The following is a 16403-nucleotide window of genomic DNA, read 5'->3' on the forward strand; positions in this document are numbered from 1 at the left end:
GCAGCGCAGCAGCAGCGGGCCCTGTTCAGCTGCGATCGCCCCGCAGCCAGCCGAACAGACCGCGGCGGATGGGTTGGGTGGCTTCCAGGTCCGGATCCTGGCTGTGCTTCCATTCCCGTAGCGCATTGGCCATGTGGCGGGCCGAGGGAAAGCGGGCATCCGGGTTGCGGGCCATGGCCTGGGCGGCGATGGCCGAGAGCCCGTCGGGGGCCTGCGGATTCCACTGGCAGGCCACCGGCTGTGGTGAGGTGAGCACGGCGTCGATGATCTCTTCCATCGACCGACCGACGTAGGGTGCGCGGCCGGTGAGCAGTTCGAACAGCACGATGCCCAGCGAGTAGACATCGCAGCGCCGGTCGATGGGCTGCTGGCGCAACTGCTCCGGCGAGAGGTAGTGCGGCGAGCCGATCGAGGCGGCCTGCACGGCGCTGCCGTCGCCACGCGCCAGCCGGGCGATGCCGAAGTCCAGCACCTTGGGCATGCGCCGATCGACCATGAAGATGTTGGCCGGCTTGATGTCGCAATGGATCACGCCCTTGCCGTGGGCATAGGCCAGGGCCTCGGCCACCCGCCGCACCAGGCTGGCGGCTTCCTGCGGATTGGGGCGCCAGCCCTGGCGCAGCAGCTGCCGCAGGTCCATGCCCTGCAGGGTCTCCATGGCGATGTAGATGCCTTCGGGTGAGGCGCCCGCATCGAAGACCGTCACGATGTGCGGGTGCGACAGCCGCGCAGCCGCCCGGGCCTCGTTGAGCACCAGCTCGGCGGCCGAGGACATGCCGGCCGTGGCGGGGGCTTCGTCCACCACCTGGCGCTTGAGCATCTTCACCGCGACGCGTCGAGAGAGCAGGGGATCCCAGGCACCGTACACGGTGCCCAGCCCACCCTCGCCCAGGATGGTGCGCAGCTCGTAGCGCCCCACCGTACCCAGCTCCCCCGGCGCCTCCTCTTGCTGGAGCAAGGCGTGCAGGGCATCGAACTGGCTGCGGTCACGGTCTTCGATGACCGTGCGCTGAAAGACCGACGAGGCGCTATCGGTACTGCTTTGACGCGTCTTGAACGGATTCCACGACATGGTGGCGGAGGATAAGCAATTCCGGGGCGGAGCGCCCCGGGATTGACACAAAGGAAACGGTCTCCCCTGGATCAGCTTGCAACGAATTGTGAGAGGCGGCGAGCCGCCTCCTGCAACTGTTCCAGGCTGCTGGCGAAGGACAGACGCACGTAGCGTTCCGCTGCGGCGGGGCCGAAATCCCGCCCGGGGGTGAGGGCCACATGGGCTTCACGCATGGCGCGCAGGCAGAAGTCCCAGCTGCTGTCGGTGTAGCGGCTGCAGTCGGCCCAGGCGTAGAAGGCACCGTCGGGCATGACCGGCACGTTCAGCCCCATTGCATTGAGCGCCGGCACGATGAAGTCGCGCCGCTCGCGGAAGGCCTGGCGGCGCCGCTCGAACTCGGCCAGGGTGTCGGGCTGGAAGCAGGCCAGGGCGGCATGCTGGGCCACAGACGAGGCACAGATGTAGAGGTTTTGTTGCAATTTCTCGAGTGCAGGCACCAGGGCGGTGGGCACCACCAGCCAGCCCAGGCGCCAGCCGGTCATGCCGAAGTACTTCGAGAAGCTGTTGATCGAGATGATGTCCTCGCCCAGGGCCAGGGCGCTGTGGCCAAAGCGTTCGTCGTAGGACAGGCCCAGGTAGATCTCGTCCACCACCGTCACGCCGCCGCGCTGGCGCACCTCGCGCACGATGGCGGCCAGTTCGTCGGGGGCGATGGAGGTGCCGGTGGGGTTGGATGGCGAGGCCAGCAGCACGCCGCGGGTGGCGGGCGTCCAGTGCTCGGCCACCATGCGGGCATCCAGCTGGAAGCGCTGCTCCGGACCGGCCGGCAGCGAGACGGCGGTGGCGCCTGCGGCTGCCACGAAGTGCCGGTTGCAGGGATAGGCGGGGTCGGGCATCAGCACCTCGTCACCCGGTTCGAACAGGGCCAGGCTGGCCAGCTGCAGCGCGCCGGAGGCACCGGCCGTGATGACGAAGCGCTCGGGCGCGATGTCCAGGCCGAAGCGTTGGCGGTACCAGCCGGACAGTGCCTCGCGCAGGGCGGGCAGACCGTTGGCGTCGGTGTACTGGGTGCGGCCGGCGCGGATGGCGGCCTCGGCGGCCGCCTGCACGGCCGGCGGCGCGGTGAAATCCGGCTCGCCGATGTTCAGGTAGATCATCGGCGTGCCGCCCTGGGCCGGGTCGCACTCGGGCAGGCGGGCGATCTCCGACGCCGCCTTGGCGCACTCCATGACGTAGAAGGGGGCGATGTGGTCGAGGCGGCGGGCGAGCTTCATGGCAGACAGGGTCGCCTGGAGGCGCCAGGCCCCCGGCGAAGGATCACGGGGGAGGGGGGCGTCAGCGCCGCGCGGCGCTGGTCTCGGCCGGACGCAGCGCCAGGGCCGCCTTGTCGAGCACGCCGTTGACATACTTGTGGCCGTCGGTGCCGCCGAAGCTCTTGGCCAGTTCCACCGCTTCGTTGATGGCGACCTTGTAGGGCACGTCCAGGCAGTGCTTGAGCTCGTAGGCGCCGATCAGCAACACGGCATGTTCCACCGGCGACAGCTCGGTGGTGGGGCGGTCCGCATGGGCGCCCAGCACGCCGTCCAGGTCGGCCGCTTCGGCGATGCAGCCGTGCAGCAGCGCGTCGAAGTGGGCCTGGTCGGCACGTTCGAAGTCGCCCTGTTCGCGCATGTGGGCATCGATGGTGCCGGCCTCGGCACCGGAAATCAGCCATTCGTAGAGGCCCTGCAGGGCCAGCTCGCGCGAACGGCGGCGGGCAGACTTGGGGGCCGCGCGCTTGGGGGCGGGGCGGGCCGGGGTGGGGGAGGTCGCGCTCACGGCAGTTCGTTCATCAGGTTGGCCATCTCGATGGCGACGCGCGCAGCGTCGCGACCCTTCTCTTCGGTGCGGGCCCAGGCCTGGGCTTCGTTCTCGACCGTGAGGATGGCGTTGGCAATGGGGATCTGGTGGTCCAGGCTGACGCGGGTCACGCCCGCGCCACTCTCGTTGGACACCAGCTCGAAGTGGTAGGTCTCGCCGCGGATGATGCAGCCCAGGGCGATCAGCGCGTCGTAGTCGTCGCTGTCGGCCAGGGCCTGCAGGGCCAGCGGCACCTCCAGGGCGCCGGGCACGGTCAGCTGCTGGATGTCCTCGGCGCGCACGCCGCAGGCGGCCAGCTCGGCCAGGCAGCATTCGGCCAGCTTGCTGGTGATGGCGTCGTTGAAGCGGGCCCGCACGATCCCGATGGTCAGCCCCTGGCCGTCCAGCGAACCGCTCTGTCCCTTGTCAGCGTCTTGCATGGGTGTTCTTCCGGGCTCAGGGTTGGTCGTCGGGGCGGACGAAGCCGGTCACTTCCAGGCCGTAGCCGGTCATGCTGGGCATGCGGCGCGGGCTGGCCAGCAGCTTCATGCGGCTCACGCCCACGGTGCGCAGGATCTGGGCGCCCACACCGTAGGTGCGCAGGTCCACCGCATGCGGGGCGCGAGGCTCATCGCCGGGCAGCAGGCGGTCCAGCAGGGCGTCGCCGCTGTCCTTGCCGCAGTTCAGCAGGACGGCCACGCCCTTGCCGGCGCGCTGCAGCGTGTCCAGGGCCTGGGGCAGCGGCCAGGAGTGGGCGCAAGGGCCGGCGTCCAGCATGTCCAGCACGGACAGGGGTTCGTGCACCCGCACCAGCACCTCCTCGCCGGGGGCCCACTGGCCCACGGTCAGGGCCAGGTGCACGCCGCCGGAGCGGTCGCGGAACACATGGCTGTCGAAGGTACCCTGGGCCGTCTGCAGGGGGCGCTGGCCCACCCGGCTGACCAGGGTTTCGTTGCGGCTGCGGTACTGGATCAGGTCGGCGATGGTGCCGATCTTCAGGCCATGTTCCTCGGCAAAGCGCTGCAGGTCGGGCAGGCGGGCCATGGTGCCGTCGTCGTTCATCACCTCGCAGATGACGGCCGCGGGGGTCAGGCCGGCCATGGCGGCCAGGTCGCAACCCGCTTCGGTGTGACCGGCGCGCATCAGCACGCCGCCATCCTGGGCCTGCAAGGGGAAGATGTGGCCGGGCTGCACCAGGTCGCTGGCCTTGGCGTCGCGCGCCACGGCGGCCTGCACGGTGCGGGCCCGGTCGGCGGCGGAGATGCCGGTGGTCACGCCCTCGGCCGCCTCGATGGACACGGTGAAGGCGGTGCCATGCGGGGCGCCGTTGCGCACCGTCATCGGCTGCAGGTGCAGCTTTTCGCAGCGTTCGCGGGTCAGCGTCAGGCAGATCAAGCCCCGGCCGAACTTGGCCATGAAGTTGATCGCTTCGGGGGTGACATGGTCGGCGGCCAGGATCAGGTCGCCTTCGTTCTCACGGTCTTCTTCGTCGACCAGGATCACCATGCGACCGGCGGCCAGTTCGGCCACCAGCTCGGGAACAGGGGAGATGGGCATCCCCAGATTGTAGGCGGGCTGTCAGGTCGGCGTGGCTGCCCGGCGTCGCAGCAGCAGCCGCAGATCGTCGCCGACGCGGGCCTGATCGTGAAATGCATAACGCCAGGCGCCGTCAAGGGCGTCCAGTGTCGGCAGGGCGGCCATGCCCCGGCCCTGGCCCAGGAGCAGCGGCGCCAAGTAGACCAGGCACTCGTCCACCAGGTCGGCGGCGATCAGGCTGCCGTTCAGGCGCGGGCCGGCTTCGATGTGGAGTTCGTTGAGAGGGCGGCTCGACAGGTCGGCAAGCACGGCCGCCAGATCCACCCGGCCGGCGGCACCCGGCAGCGCGACGATTTCGGCACCGCGATCGGCAATGGCCGCCTGTCGCGCCGGGTCGGGATGGGCGACATAGAACACCAGCGGGCCGTCCGCCTCGAAAAGACGTGCGGAGGGCGGGGTGTCGAGCCGGGCATCCACGACGGCGCGCAGCGGTTGCCTGGGGGTGTCCACCAGCCGCACATCCAGCCGGGGGTCGTCGGCCAGCACCGTGCCCACACCGGTGAGCAGGGCGCCCGCACGCCGCCGCCAGGCATGGCCGTCGCGCCGGGCGTCCGGGCCGGTGATCCATTGGCTCACGCCGTTGTCCAGCGCGGTGCGGCCATCCAGGGACGCCGCGACCTTCAGGCGCACCCAGGCCCGCCCCGTGCGCATGCGGTGGAAGAAGCCCACATTGAGCTCTTCCGCCGCCACCGCGTGCTCGGGGGGGCTGTTGACCACCGTGACGCCGGCGGCCCGCAGCCGGGCCAGGCCCTGGCCGTTGACCAGGGGGTTGGGGTCGCCCGCGGCCACCACCACGCGAGCCACGCCGGCGGCCACCAGGGCGTCGCAGCAGGGCGGGGTGCGGCCATGGTGGGCGCAGGGCTCCAGGGTCACATAGGCGGTGGCGCCGCGCACCTCGTGGCCCCGGGCGGCGGCGTCTCGCAGGGCCATCACTTCCGCGTGGGCCTGCCCCGCAGGCTGGGTGTGGCCTTCGCCCAGCAGCTGGCCGTCCTCCGAGGTGATGACGCAGCCCACCCGCGGATTCGGCTCGGTCAGGCCGACCGCCGATTCCGACAGGGCCTGAGCGCGCGCCATGAAGACGGCGTCCTGCGGGGTGAACACGAGGGAAGAAGGCTGGGGCATGGGGCTGGGTCGGGCGGCGCCATCATCTGGCTGTGGGGATTCTCCCCCCAAAGGTGGGCCCACCGAGGAGGGAGTGACGCGCCTGCTCCGCACTTCCCAGAATCGGTCGCATCGTGAAACAGGTGGGGCTCGGCAGAGCCTGGCGGAGGGGCGGACATGGTTCACAGGCGAGGGGTGGCGGGAGGGCGCCGGCAGGCGCAGCGGGGCGTGACCCTGCTGGAATCCACCGTGGTGGCCGGCGTCGCGGCCGTGTTGATGGGGGTGGTGGTGCCTTCCATGCAGGCCGCGCTGCATCGGCAGGCCATCGTGGCCGAGGCCACCCAGTTCCGGGAGGGGGTGCACCGGGCCCGGTCCGAGGCGATGCGCCGCGGCGAGGTGGTGGTGTTGTGCGCGCTGGACGCCCTGCCCGACGAGACGGGCCGGCCGCGTTGCAGGGCATCCGGAAAGGATTGGAGCGAGGGCTGGCTGGCGTTTCTGGACCGCAATGGCAGCGGCAACCGTGACGAGGACGATCCGGTGCTCATCGTGCACCAGCACCGTGCGCTGGCCGGCACGGTCACCGCCACCCTGAGGTCCATCAGCTTCCATCCGCTCGGTTTCTCCACCAATGCTGCCTCGCATTTCCGGTACGTGCCGCCCGGCCAAGCGCCGGACACCCGGGGCGTGCCCGGCAGTCTGCTGCTCTGCGTCAACAAGCCGGGCCGGGTGCGGCTGACCGAGGCGGACGACTGCGCTTGAGAGCCGGAGACTCGCCCGTTCGGCACCGCTTGTCCGGACTCGGCGGCCGTTCGTCCGGACCGTCTGCGCAATGTGGAAACACGTCGGCAACATTCCGACATGTTTGCCCCCACGCTGACTTTCCCCACGCGCGCCCGCGGCCTTGCGCCTCAGCGCGGGCTCACGCTGGTCGAGTTGATGGTGACCCTGGCGGTGGCCGCCATCCTGGCGATGGTGGCGGTGCCGTCCATGCAATCCTTCCTGGCGGCGCGCTCTTCGGCGGGTGGGGCCGATCAATTGATGCAGGCGATCCGCCTGGCGCGTTCCGAGTCGCTCAAGCGGCTGGCGCCGGTGACCATCTGTGCCACCAGCGACCCCAATGCGGCGTCGCCCGACTGTGGTGAAGACTGGAAGTCCGGCTGGCTGGTGTTCGTGGACACCGACCGGGACGCCACCGTGGGTGCCAACGACATCGTGCTGAAGGTCGGGGCACCGCCGGCATCCATCGGGGGGCTGGCCGAAGACGGCGGCGCCGCCTCGGTGACTTTCGAGGCCAACGGTCTGGCGGGCAACGCCATGGCGTTCACCGTGACGCCCAATGTGTCCGACACGAGCAGCAGCACCTACACCGCCAACGTCCAGCATGTCTGCGTCACGGTGGCAGGTCAGATCCAGCTCAAGAAGGGGAGCGGCAGTTCATGTTGAAGCGCACAGGCCGCCGGGGCCAGCGGGGCGTGGCCCTGATCGAGGTGCTGGTGGCGATCTTGGTCGTGTCACTGGGCATGTTGGCGATGGCGGGTTTGCTCAGCACCTCCACCCGCTTCGGCAAGACCTCCGAGTTCCGGTCCGTGGCCACCCTGCTGGCCAACGATCTGGCCGACCGCATGCGGGCCAACTTTGGCAAGGCGGCGGGCACGGTGTACGGGCAGCTCACCCCGAAGACCTTGGCCACCGGCATTCCGACCGCTGCCACCTGCGCTGACGCCAACGCCTGCACCCCGGCCGAGATGGCGGCGGTGGACGTGGCCCAATGGCAGGCGGCCTTGTTCAAGGCCCTGCCCAACGGCACTGGCTACATCAGCGCCAACGGGGACTTCACCTTGTACGACGTCTGGGTGATCTGGCGCGAGACCGATGCCGATTCGGCCGCGGTCACCGGCGTGAACAACGCCACCAACGTGGCCGGCAAGGACGGTTGTCCCCCGGATTTCTCGACGGAAGGCAGCCCCCGCTGCATGCACTTCCGCGTGGGGCTGTGAGGACATGAAAATGAAGATGTCATCCTCCTTGCGCGCGCTGCGTGGCTTCACCCTGGTCGAGCTCATGGTGGCCATGGCCATTGGTCTGGTGGTGCTGGCAGCGATGTATTCCGGCTACCTCGGCTCCAGCCGCACCACCGGCGTGGGACGGGCCCTGTCCCAGATCACCGAAGACGCCAGCGCCGCCATGGGCGTGCTGCGCAGTCAGGTCAATGCGGCAGCCTACAGCGCCCCCACCGGCGGAGCGGCGGGCACGGGCACGGGCTTCACCTACAACGCGTCCACCAGCGACTGGGTGCGTGGCTGCGACACTGATTTCACGGACATGACGCAGCCCATCGGCTCGCTGGCTTGCAGCGGCAGTGGCAAGAACGCTCTGGCCGTGGCCTACGAGGCCAACGAGTTCAACAGCATCACCAAGCTGGTGGCCGGCGTGAAGACGCCGATGGATTGCCTGGGCAACACGCTGACGCTGACCAGCGGCTACTACCTGTCCTACAGCCGCTTCTACATCAACGACAACGCGCTGTATTGCCTGGGGCCGGGCAATGCCAATGGTCAGGCGCTGGTGGAAAACGTTTCCGACATGCAGATTACTTACGGCGTGGCGCCGGCCGGGGGGCACGTGGCGGCGTCCTACAAGACGGCCACCGAGGTTGAAGCCGCCGGGGCCTGGCCGCGTGTGGTGTCGGTGCGGGTGTGCCTGGTGGTGCGCAGTGCCGACGAGGTGCTGGACGCGCCCACCCCCTACCAGGGCTGCGATCCCTTCGCCGATCCGACGACGCCCGACGATCGTCGCATGTACCGCAGCTTCACCTCCACCTTCGTGATCCAGAACCGCAGGGGGACCGCGCTGTGATGACTTCGCGTTCCAGTTCCAGAGTGGGTGGCCGGGCCGAGCAGGGCGTGGCCCTGATCGTGGCCTTGGTGATGCTCGTGATCATCGCCCTGATGTCCGTGTCGGTCATCCGCGGCTCGCTGACCTCCGACCTGATCGCCAACAACGCCCGCTCCCAGAGCCTGGCCCAGCAGTCGGCCGAACTGGCGCTGCGCTACTGCGAGCGGCAGGCCGATGCCGAGATCAAAGCCGGAACGACCACCTTCATCCTGCCCGCCTTGTCCGACGACGACGGCAATCCCGCCAACGGCCGGCCCACACGCTGGGACACCTTCACCAACTGGTTCGGCGGCGGGGCCGTGGCCGTCACGGTGCCCGATACGGTGCTGGTGTCGGTCGACAGCCCGGTCAAGCCGCCCAGCCCGCAGTGCTTGCCGGAATACACCTTTCTGAACGACGGCACCACCCAGGTGGTGCTGGTCACCGCACGGGGCTTCAGCCCCGATTACCAGCAGGACAGCACTGGGCGGACCACCGCAGGTTCCGTCGTCTGGTTGCAGTCCATGTTGAGGTTCAACTGAGCCGCCGCTTCGGGGTCCGGCATCAGGGAGTGGTCAGATGAAAATGCATCAAGACATCGGCAGCCATGTGTTCGTCTCGCCCCGGCTTGCGGCCGGGATGAAGGCCGGGGTCAGTCTGCTGGCTGCGGTGGCAGCCTGCGCCGCCTGGGCCACCGAGCCCTCGCAGAAGCCGCTGACCAGCCAGTCCGGCTCCACCCCTCCGCCGAACGTGATGATCACGATCGACGACTCGGGCTCCATGCTGTCCGACGCCATGCCTGAGGGGACGTTCTCGGTCAACGGCGTCAATGTCTCGCTCATCAGCTACTGGGTGGCCGGGTTCCCGGGAGACCCGCGCAAAGGCACGACCTATGGTCAATGCTATGTTCCTGCCGAGGCTGGATCGAACAGCCTTTATCAGCGCTGGTTCCGTTCCCCGGACATCAACACCATCTGGTACAACCCCGAAGTCCGTTATCAGCCCTGGCTGAAGCCCAAACCGGCTGCGAATGGTTCCGGGGTGCGCATGGCGGACATCACCAACGCCAAGGCCGCGCCCTGGGACCCGGTGACCACCGGTTTGAACCCCGCCACCTTCGATCTGGTGACCAAACGAAACATCACCACGACTTGGTGCACGGCCGCGAACTACTCTGCCGGCAGCAGCAAGCGCAGCTTCAGTCCGGGCATCTATTACCGCCTGAAGCCCGGCGCCAAGCCTGACTCCACCGGCAGCTTCGTCCTCTACGATGTCAACAACGTGGATGGACCCTATGCGCCGGATGTGAAGTCCGCGGATCGCATCGACTGCGCGGGCACCAAGTGCACCCAGGCCGAGGAACTGCGCAATTTCGCCAACTGGTTCACCTACTACCGCATGCGCGAGTCGATGGCCAAGGCGGCGGTCACCGAGTCCTTCTTCAACTTCAAGGACAAGTTGCGGGCCGGCTGGGGCCGCATCAACAAGTCCAACGCCACCGCCGTGGACGGTGCAGGCGCCAGCAAGACCTTCTCGATCGTCGAGCTGGGCGTCAAGCAACTGGACGCCACGCAGCTGGAGGCTGTGCTGACCGGCGTGCAGGGCATCCAATCCTGGCCCTCCACGCCCTTGCGCACGGCCCTGGACGGCGTGGGCAAGTACTTCTACAAGCGCACCGATTCCTACAGCCCCTGGATGACCACGCCGGGCGCCACGTCGGCGCCTGGCAATGCCAAGCTGGCTTGCCGGCGCGCGGTCAATGTGCTGACGACCGACGGCTATTACAACGACAACTACACCGCCGCGGGGGACAAGGACACCACCGCCAGCACCTTCAGCTATCCCTACGACGAGTCCAAGCCCGACCAGAACCCGGGCAACTACAGCCCCTACACCTACACCCCGGGCCGGCCGTTCACCGATGCGCCCAACAAGTACACCAACACGCTGGCCGACGCAGCCATGCGCTGGTACATCGAGGATCTGGACCCCACGATTGCGAACAAGGTGGCTCCGATCGATGGTGACATCGCCTTCTGGCAGCACCTGACGCAGTTCACGGTGGGCATTGGCGTGAAGGGCACCTTGGATGCCTCCTCGGACACGGCCAAGGCCTCCACGCTGGCGGCGCTCACCAAGGGCACGGCCACCTGGCCCGACCCGAGCAAGGGCAATCCGCAGAAGATCGATGACCTGTGGCATGCCGCGGTCAACACGGGCGGTGACTTCAACTCGGTCAAGAACGTGACCGAGCTGACCAATGCGCTCTCGGCCGCCTTCGGCAAGGCCGTGGGCAACACCGCGCGGGAATCGGGTGTGGCCACCGTGGCCTCCACCCTGGTGCTGGACAACATCAAGTTCGTGCCGGAGTACAAGTCGGGGGCCTGGTACGGCGATGTGCTGGCCTACAAGCTCGACACCAACGGCAACGTGATCGGCACCACCCCGGTCTGGAAGGCTTCGTCGGCTCTGCCCGCCTTCACGGACCGCAATCTGTTCACCTGGAGCGGTTCCGAGCCGGAGGCGTTCAGCACGGCCGCGACCGGCGGGGTGGATGCCAGCGGCAAGGCCCTGATCGCCTCGACGGCAACTGAAGCGGACAAGCTCATCAACTACATCCGCGGAGACACCTCCAACGAGGGGGCTGCCTCGACCTACCGTGCCCGTGGCGGTCAGTTGCTTGGCGACTTCATCAACTCCCCGCCGGTGTATGTGAAGAACCTGGTGAACCTGGGCTATGACCTGCTGAGCAACAGCAACTGGCAGGGCGGCTACGCCGACTACGTGGCCGCCAAGGCGAATCGCGCCGAGGGCGTGGTGGCCGTGGGCGCCAATGCAGGCATCTTCCACCTGTTCAAGGGCTCGACGGGCAAGGAGGTTTTCGGCTTCCTGCCGCGGCTGGGCTTCGGGCACTACGCCACGGTGGCCGAGAAGACTTACGGCAGCGACAGCAACTACCACCGCTTCTTCGTGGATGGGCCGACGGTGGAGTCGGATGCCTTCATTCAGCCGCGTGGCGAGAGCAGCGCGCGCTGGACCAATGTGTTGATCGGCAGCATGGGTGCCGGCGGACGGGACATCTTTGCCCTGAACCTGCCCACGGCCGATCCTTCCGCCGGGCTGGGGGCGGACAACGTGCAGTGGGAGTTGTCCGGGCATCCGGACCTGGGCTACGTCATCGGCGACATCCGCGTCGGTCCTATCCAGGGGGGAACGCTCACCGGTCACTCCGGCTGGTACGCCTTCGTGGGCAACGGCGCCTACAGCAGCAATGGTGGCGCTGCGCTGCTGGTGGTCGACGTGCAGACCGGTGCGGTCGTCAAATCCATCCAGGTGCCTGCCACTGGCGCCAACGGCCTGGGTGGGGTCTACCTGCTGCGCAACGCCCACCAGGAGGTCTATGCGGCCTATGCCGGGGACCTGCAAGGCAATCTGTGGCGTTTCGATTTCGGCAACGGTGCTGACACCAGCACTTGGAAGGTCTCCTTCGGTGGCCAGCCGCTGTTCCGTGCGCTCGACGCCAGCGGCACGCCGCAACCCATCACCGCCTCGCCGATGGTGATTGCCCACCCCAGCCAGGGCTATGTGGTGCTGTTCGGCACGGGCAAGCTGTTTGACGAAAGCGATGCCACCAGCACGTCCCCGCAGTCGTTCTACGGCGTGTGGGACGACACAGCCGCCGGCCACTTGGGCGGCAATGCGAGTCCCTTCTATGGGGCTTCCCAGGTCGTGGCCACGTCGCCCTATCGCAGCGTGCTGGTCCAGCAGACCATCAACACCACCGATGTGGTGGTCGGGACCAAGGTGGTCAACGGCCAGACCGTGACCACCAACGAGCGCTTCTACAAGCTGTCCTCCAACAGCGTCGACTGGACCACGCAGAAGGGTTGGTATCTGGACCTGAACATCATGGGGGGGCAGCGGGTGGTGTATCCGCCGCAGGGTGTGCTGACCTTTGCCTACATCAACACCATCGTGCCCGCCCAGCCGGCGGCCCAGTGCGAGTACAACAGCGGTACCGGCTTCAACTTCGTGATCGACGCCTACTCGGGCGCAGCACCCACCTCGCCGGTGTTCGACACCAATGGCGACGGTGTGGTGGACAGCTCCGACACGGTGGTGGCCGGGGCACAGAGCCTGGCCGACGGTATCGACAAGCTGCTGTCCGGTCAGGCCGATGTGGTCGGGGACCAGCCCACGGCTTCCAAGTGCCTGGAGGACAAGGAGGGGCGCTGTCCCGCGGGTTATTGCCTCACGGTCGCGGTCAACAGCACCGGTGAAGGCCAGGAGATGTGTCTGCCCGACAAGTGCACCATCGATCCCAGTTCCTGCACGCCGGCCACCCATGTGATCACCGACCGCGTCTGGCGCCAGATCCTCAATCCGCCCACGCCGGCGGCAGCCCCCGCACCGTGATCAACCCGCGAGACACCGTCATGCATTTTTCCCGCCCCATCCGGATCCGGCGCTTGGCCCGGTCCCTGGCCGGCTTCACGCTGATCGAGCTGATGATCGTGGTCGCCATCGTGGCCATCCTGGCCTCGGTGGCCTACCCGGCCTACACCAGCCAGGTGCGCAAGAGCCGGCGGGCCGATGCCGAGACGGTCCTTCTGCAGGCCGAGCAGTACATGCAGCGCTACTACGCGACCAGCAGTTCCGGCTACACCGGGGCCGATCTTGCGAATCCAGGGCTCACCGCGTCTCCGGTCGGGGCCACCGGCAGTCAGAAGTACTACGACATCTCGGTGGAGATCCCGGACGACGGCCAGAGCTACACGCTCAGCGCCACGCCCACCCAGACGGGCGACCCCTGCGGCACGCTGACGCTGACCAGCACCGGGGCGAAGGGGCAGGCCAGTGGAGCCACCACGTCCCAGTGTTGGCAGTGAATCCGGCCCTCGACCGAGCGCGGCCGTTCTTTCCGGCTGGCCTCAGATCTCCTTGATCAGCCGGCTGAACTCGTCCACGTCCTCGAAGCTGCGGTAGACCGAGGCGAAGCGCACATAGGCCACCTTGTCCAGGCGCTTGAGTTCGCGCATCACCAGTTCGCCCACGCGGGTGGAGGGTACCTCGCGCAGGCCGCTGGCCAGCAGCTTGTCCTGGATGCGCTCGATGGCTGCATCCACCTGCTCGATGCTCACCTGACGCTTGCGCAAGGCCAGCGTCATCGAAGCGCGCAGCTTGGCAGGGTCGAATTCCACCCGGGCACCGCTGCGCTTGACCACCGCCGGCAGCGCGATTTCGGCGCGCTCGTAGGTGGTGAAACGCTTGTCGCACTTGGTGCAGCGTCGGCGCCGGCGCACCACATCGCCTTCGTCGGACTCGCGCGTTTCGACGACCTGGGTTTCATCGTGGGCACAGTAGGGGCAGCGCATGCGGGACGCTCCAAGACAACAGCAACGACGCCGAGGCGCCGAATATGCCACGGGCCCGGCAACGGCTTGCGTTGGCGGGCCCGCGGGGCAGGGGAGGAAACCGGCTGGTTTCCTCCGCGTTTGGGTCAGCGGTAGACCGGGAAGTCGCGGGTCAGCGCCGCGACCTGCTCACGCACACGGGCGATGTTCGCCTCGTCGTGCGGGTTGTCCAGCACGTCGGCGATCAGGTGGGCGGTGGCACGCACCTGCTCTTCCTTGAAGCCGCGGGTGGTCATGGCCGGGGTGCCCAGTCGGATGCCGCTGGTCACCATCGGCTTCTGCGGATCGTTGGGGATGCCGTTCTTGTTGCAGGTCATGTGGGCGGCGCCCAGGATGGCCTCGGCTTCCTTGCCGGTCAGGCCCTTGGGGCGCAGGTCCACCAGCATCACGTGGCTTTCGGTGCGGCCACTGACGATGCGCAGGCCGCGCGAGATCAGGGTCTCGGCCAGCACCTTGGCGTTCTTGACCACCTGTTCCTGGTAAGCCTTGAACTCGGGGCTCAGGGCTTCCTTGAAGGCCACGGCCTTGCCGGCGATGACGTGCATCAGCGGGCCGCCCTGGATGCCAGGGAAGATGGCCGAGTTGATCTTCTTGGCCACATCCTCGTTGTTCATCAGGATGATGCCGCCACGCGGGCCGCGCAGGCTCTTGTGGGTGGTGGAGGTCACCACGTCGGCATGCGGCACCGGGTTCGGGTAGACGCCCGCAGCCACCAAGCCGGCGTAGTGGGCCATGTCCACCATGAAGTAGGCGCCGATTTCCTTGGCGATCTTGGCAAAGCGCTCGAAGTCGATGCGCAGGGCGAAGGCCGAGGCGCCGGCGATGATCAGCTTGGGCTTGTGCTCGCGCGCCAGGGCTTCCATGGCGGCGTAGTCGATGTCCTCGTTGGCATCCAGGCCGTAGCTGACGACCTTGAACCACTTGCCGGACATGTTCAGCGGCATGCCGTGGGTCAGGTGGCCGCCTTCGGCCAGGCTCATGCCCATGATGGTGTCGCCGGGCTGCAGCAGGCCGAAGAACACGGCCTGGTTGGCCTGGGAACCCGAGTTGGGTTGCACGTTGGCGAAGTTGGCGCCGAAGAGTCGCTTGACGCGGTCGATGGCCAGTTGCTCGACCACGTCCACGTTCTCGCAGCCGCCGTAGTAGCGCTTGCCGGGATAGCCTTCGGCGTACTTGTTGGTCAGCTGGCTGCCCTGCGCCTGCATCACGGCCGGCGAGGTGTAGTTTTCCGAGGCGATGAGCTCGATGTGCTCTTCCTGGCGCTTGTTTTCGGCCTGGATGGCGGCCCACAGGTCGGGGTCGACGTTGGCGATCGTCGATTGGGAACGGTCGAACATGGAAGCTTCCTTCAAGTCGGGGCGAGTTCACCCGGCGGCCCGACGTGTTGCCACATCAGGTGCGGGTTGCCCAGGCGAACGGCAGAGTCGATGCGACCACGGCTCAGGCTGAGCCTCGGGCCGTGGTGCACTTCACGCTTCCCGGTGGTGATCCACCTCGCCGGTGACGGCGGGGCGTGTCGCCCGCTGCCACCCTCTATCGCCAGTCGCGTGAAGGTTGCTAGTGTACCGTCAGCCGGTCACCAGAGCGACATGCTCGCCCTTGCCATCGGGCAGTTGCCCCACCGGCGGCACCGTTTTCGGTGCCGGTTCGGCGTTGGGCAGCGGGGTGGCGTGGGAGGCCGCTTCGGCCGGGGCGGCTGCCACCGCATTCGAGGTGTACACCGAGATGTTCTGACCCGCGGCAACGCGGCGCAGGCGGTCCTGCTCGGCCAGCACGCGCACGGCATAGCCACCATCGGCATCCGAGTTGGCCGCACCCACGTAATAGCGCAGGCCAGCCTCGATGCCACCGGCCCGCGAGATGCACTCGCGCAGCACCTGCACGCCCACGCGCAGGTTGGACACCGGGTCGAAGGCCGCCAGCGTGCCGCCGAAGGCCTCGTACTTCTGGTTGTGCACGCGGGTCATCACCTGCATCAGTCCCTGGGCGCCCACGGGGCTCTGGGCGAAGGGGTTGAAGTTGGATTCGATCGCGACCACGGCCAGGATCAGGGTCGGATCCATGCCGGTGCGCTGGCCCACATGCCAAGCTTCCTGCACCAGACGGGCCACGGGTTCGGGGGCCACCCGGTAGCGGCGGGCCAGCCAATTGGTCACCACCGCCTGCTGGCGGCTCAAGGTCTTGGGGTCCACGGCCAGGGCCTGGGCCAGGTTGGCATTGGTCGGGTCTTCGGGCAGCAAAGCGTCATCGGCCGGGCTCACGGCATCCGGCGGGGCCAGGCGGGCCTGCAGCCAGCCGTAGGCCTGTTGCTCGATGGACGCACGCAGGTCCGCGCGGCCGGCCAGGAAGATCGTGGCCGTGACGACCACCAATCCCACCAAGGCCAGCATGTTGTGGCTGACGTCCAGCAGTCCGCGTCCCACGTCGCGCAGGAACACTCCTGCGCTGTGGCGCACTGCGTCGGTCATGCGCTGCCACCATTGCGGTTCAGTCATGTCCTTCCTCACTTCTCGGGTCGCCGCCCC

General features: G+C 68.0%; 16 protein-coding genes and 1 riboswitch. Of the genes, 7 read left to right on the plus strand and 9 right to left on the minus strand.

From position 1 onward, the window contains the following. Positions 1-25: 25 nt before the first annotated feature. The 6 genes from LRM40_RS06060 to ribD form a co-directional block, all read right to left on the minus strand. Positions 26-1072, minus strand: coding sequence for a serine/threonine-protein kinase (locus LRM40_RS06060; RefSeq protein ID WP_151123694.1), 1047 nt, complete (start codon positions 1070-1072; stop codon positions 26-28). 71 nt (positions 1073-1143) lie between these two features. Further along, positions 1144-2328, minus strand: coding sequence for a pyridoxal phosphate-dependent aminotransferase (locus LRM40_RS06065; protein WP_151123695.1), 1185 nt, complete (start codon positions 2326-2328; stop codon positions 1144-1146). Between the two features lie 61 nt (positions 2329-2389). After that, a complete protein-coding gene (gene nusB / locus LRM40_RS06070) occupies positions 2390-2872 on the minus strand; it encodes a transcription antitermination factor NusB (protein WP_151123696.1) in 483 nt (160 codons plus the stop codon). Further along, positions 2869-3333, minus strand: coding sequence for a 6,7-dimethyl-8-ribityllumazine synthase (gene ribH / locus LRM40_RS06075; protein WP_151123697.1), 465 nt, complete (start codon positions 3331-3333; stop codon positions 2869-2871). The genes nusB and ribH overlap by 4 nt, the downstream gene beginning before the upstream one ends. A 16-nt stretch (positions 3334-3349) precedes the next feature. Beyond that, on the minus strand, positions 3350-4450 hold the full coding sequence (gene ribBA, locus LRM40_RS06080) for a bifunctional 3,4-dihydroxy-2-butanone-4-phosphate synthase/GTP cyclohydrolase II (protein ID WP_151123698.1): 1101 nt from the start codon (positions 4448-4450) through the stop codon (positions 3350-3352). Between the two features lie 21 nt (positions 4451-4471). Further along, entirely contained in the window at positions 4472-5590 is a 1119-nt protein-coding gene (ribD, locus tag LRM40_RS06085) for a bifunctional diaminohydroxyphosphoribosylaminopyrimidine deaminase/5-amino-6-(5-phosphoribosylamino)uracil reductase RibD (RefSeq protein WP_375138563.1), read from the minus strand. A 228-nt stretch (positions 5591-5818) separates the two neighbouring features. Between ribD and LRM40_RS06090 the strand changes: the two genes are divergently transcribed. The 7 genes from LRM40_RS06090 (at position 5819) to LRM40_RS06125 (ending at position 13353) form a co-directional block, all read left to right on the plus strand. Continuing rightward, entirely contained in the window at positions 5819-6349 is a 531-nt protein-coding gene (locus LRM40_RS06090; protein ID WP_170288834.1) for a GspH/FimT family pseudopilin, read from the plus strand. Positions 6350-6448: 99 nt separating this feature from the next. Next, the gene (locus LRM40_RS06095) at positions 6449-7033 is read left to right on the plus strand and encodes a GspH/FimT family pseudopilin (RefSeq protein WP_151123700.1); all 585 of its coding nucleotides are present in this window, start codon (positions 6449-6451) and stop codon (positions 7031-7033) included. Next, positions 7027-7587 (plus strand): type IV pilus modification protein PilV, encoded by a 561-nt coding sequence (pilV, locus tag LRM40_RS06100; RefSeq protein WP_151123701.1) that lies wholly within the window; start codon positions 7027-7029, stop codon positions 7585-7587. The genes LRM40_RS06095 and pilV overlap by 7 nt, the downstream gene beginning before the upstream one ends. Before the next feature lie 10 nt (positions 7588-7597). After that, entirely contained in the window at positions 7598-8446 is an 849-nt protein-coding gene (locus LRM40_RS06105) for a PilW family protein (RefSeq protein WP_170288835.1), read from the plus strand. Beyond that, the gene (locus LRM40_RS06110; protein WP_151123702.1) at positions 8446-9006 is read left to right on the plus strand and encodes a pilus assembly PilX family protein; all 561 of its coding nucleotides are present in this window, start codon (positions 8446-8448) and stop codon (positions 9004-9006) included. The genes LRM40_RS06105 and LRM40_RS06110 overlap by 1 nt, the downstream gene beginning before the upstream one ends. A 37-nt stretch (positions 9007-9043) precedes the next feature. Beyond that, positions 9044-12880, plus strand: coding sequence for a pilus assembly protein (locus tag LRM40_RS06115; protein WP_151123703.1), 3837 nt, complete (start codon positions 9044-9046; stop codon positions 12878-12880). 53 nt (positions 12881-12933) lie between these two features. Beyond that, a complete protein-coding gene (locus LRM40_RS06125; RefSeq protein WP_310739996.1) occupies positions 12934-13353 on the plus strand; it encodes a type IV pilin protein in 420 nt (139 codons plus the stop codon). Between the two features lie 42 nt (positions 13354-13395). Here the strand turns inward: LRM40_RS06125 and nrdR are convergent, their stop codons facing one another. The 3 genes from nrdR to LRM40_RS06140 all read right to left on the minus strand — a co-directional run bounded on the left by nrdR (position 13396) and on the right by LRM40_RS06140 (position 16373). Continuing rightward, on the minus strand, positions 13396-13839 hold the full coding sequence (gene nrdR, locus LRM40_RS06130; protein WP_022981497.1) for a transcriptional regulator NrdR: 444 nt from the start codon (positions 13837-13839) through the stop codon (positions 13396-13398). Between the two features lie 125 nt (positions 13840-13964). After that, complete coding sequence (gene glyA / locus LRM40_RS06135) at positions 13965-15215, minus strand: serine hydroxymethyltransferase (protein ID WP_151123705.1); 1251 nt, start codon at positions 15213-15215, stop codon at positions 13965-13967. A 61-nt stretch (positions 15216-15276) separates the two neighbouring features. Continuing rightward, positions 15277-15435, minus strand: a riboswitch (ZMP/ZTP riboswitch). Positions 15436-15446: 11 nt separating this feature from the next. After that, on the minus strand, positions 15447-16373 hold the full coding sequence (locus LRM40_RS06140; protein ID WP_231067750.1) for a lytic transglycosylase domain-containing protein: 927 nt from the start codon (positions 16371-16373) through the stop codon (positions 15447-15449). Between the last annotated feature and the right edge of the window lie 30 nt (positions 16374-16403).

Origin of the sequence: Ideonella dechloratans, from assembly GCF_021049305.1 — a bacterium.
Lineage (GTDB): Bacteria > Pseudomonadota > Gammaproteobacteria > Burkholderiales > Burkholderiaceae_C > Ideonella > Ideonella dechloratans.

Bases quoted from the DNA above. Each gene is read 5' to 3' on its own strand.
- LRM40_RS06060 (WP_151123694.1), bottom strand. From the start codon at position 1,072: ATGTCGTGGAATCCGTTCAAGACGCGTCAAAGCAGTACCGATAGCGCC.
- LRM40_RS06065 (WP_151123695.1), bottom strand. From the start codon at position 2,328: ATGAAGCTCGCCCGCCGCCTCGACCACATCGCCCCCTTCTACGTCATG.
- ribH (WP_151123697.1), bottom strand. From the start codon at position 3,333: ATGCAAGACGCTGACAAGGGACAGAGCGGTTCGCTGGACGGCCAGGGG.
- ribBA (WP_151123698.1), bottom strand. From the start codon at position 4,450: ATGCCCATCTCCCCTGTTCCCGAGCTGGTGGCCGAACTGGCCGCCGGT.
- LRM40_RS06095 (WP_151123700.1), top strand. From the start codon at position 6,449: ATGTTTGCCCCCACGCTGACTTTCCCCACGCGCGCCCGCGGCCTTGCG.
- pilV (WP_151123701.1), top strand. From the start codon at position 7,027: ATGTTGAAGCGCACAGGCCGCCGGGGCCAGCGGGGCGTGGCCCTGATC.
- LRM40_RS06105 (WP_170288835.1), top strand. From the start codon at position 7,598: ATGAAGATGTCATCCTCCTTGCGCGCGCTGCGTGGCTTCACCCTGGTC.
- LRM40_RS06110 (WP_151123702.1), top strand. From the start codon at position 8,446: ATGACTTCGCGTTCCAGTTCCAGAGTGGGTGGCCGGGCCGAGCAGGGC.
- LRM40_RS06115 (WP_151123703.1), top strand. From the start codon at position 9,044: ATGAAAATGCATCAAGACATCGGCAGCCATGTGTTCGTCTCGCCCCGG.
- nrdR (WP_022981497.1), bottom strand. From the start codon at position 13,839: ATGCGCTGCCCCTACTGTGCCCACGATGAAACCCAGGTCGTCGAAACG.
- glyA (WP_151123705.1), bottom strand. From the start codon at position 15,215: ATGTTCGACCGTTCCCAATCGACGATCGCCAACGTCGACCCCGACCTG.
- LRM40_RS06140 (WP_231067750.1), bottom strand. From the start codon at position 16,373: ATGACTGAACCGCAATGGTGGCAGCGCATGACCGACGCAGTGCGCCAC.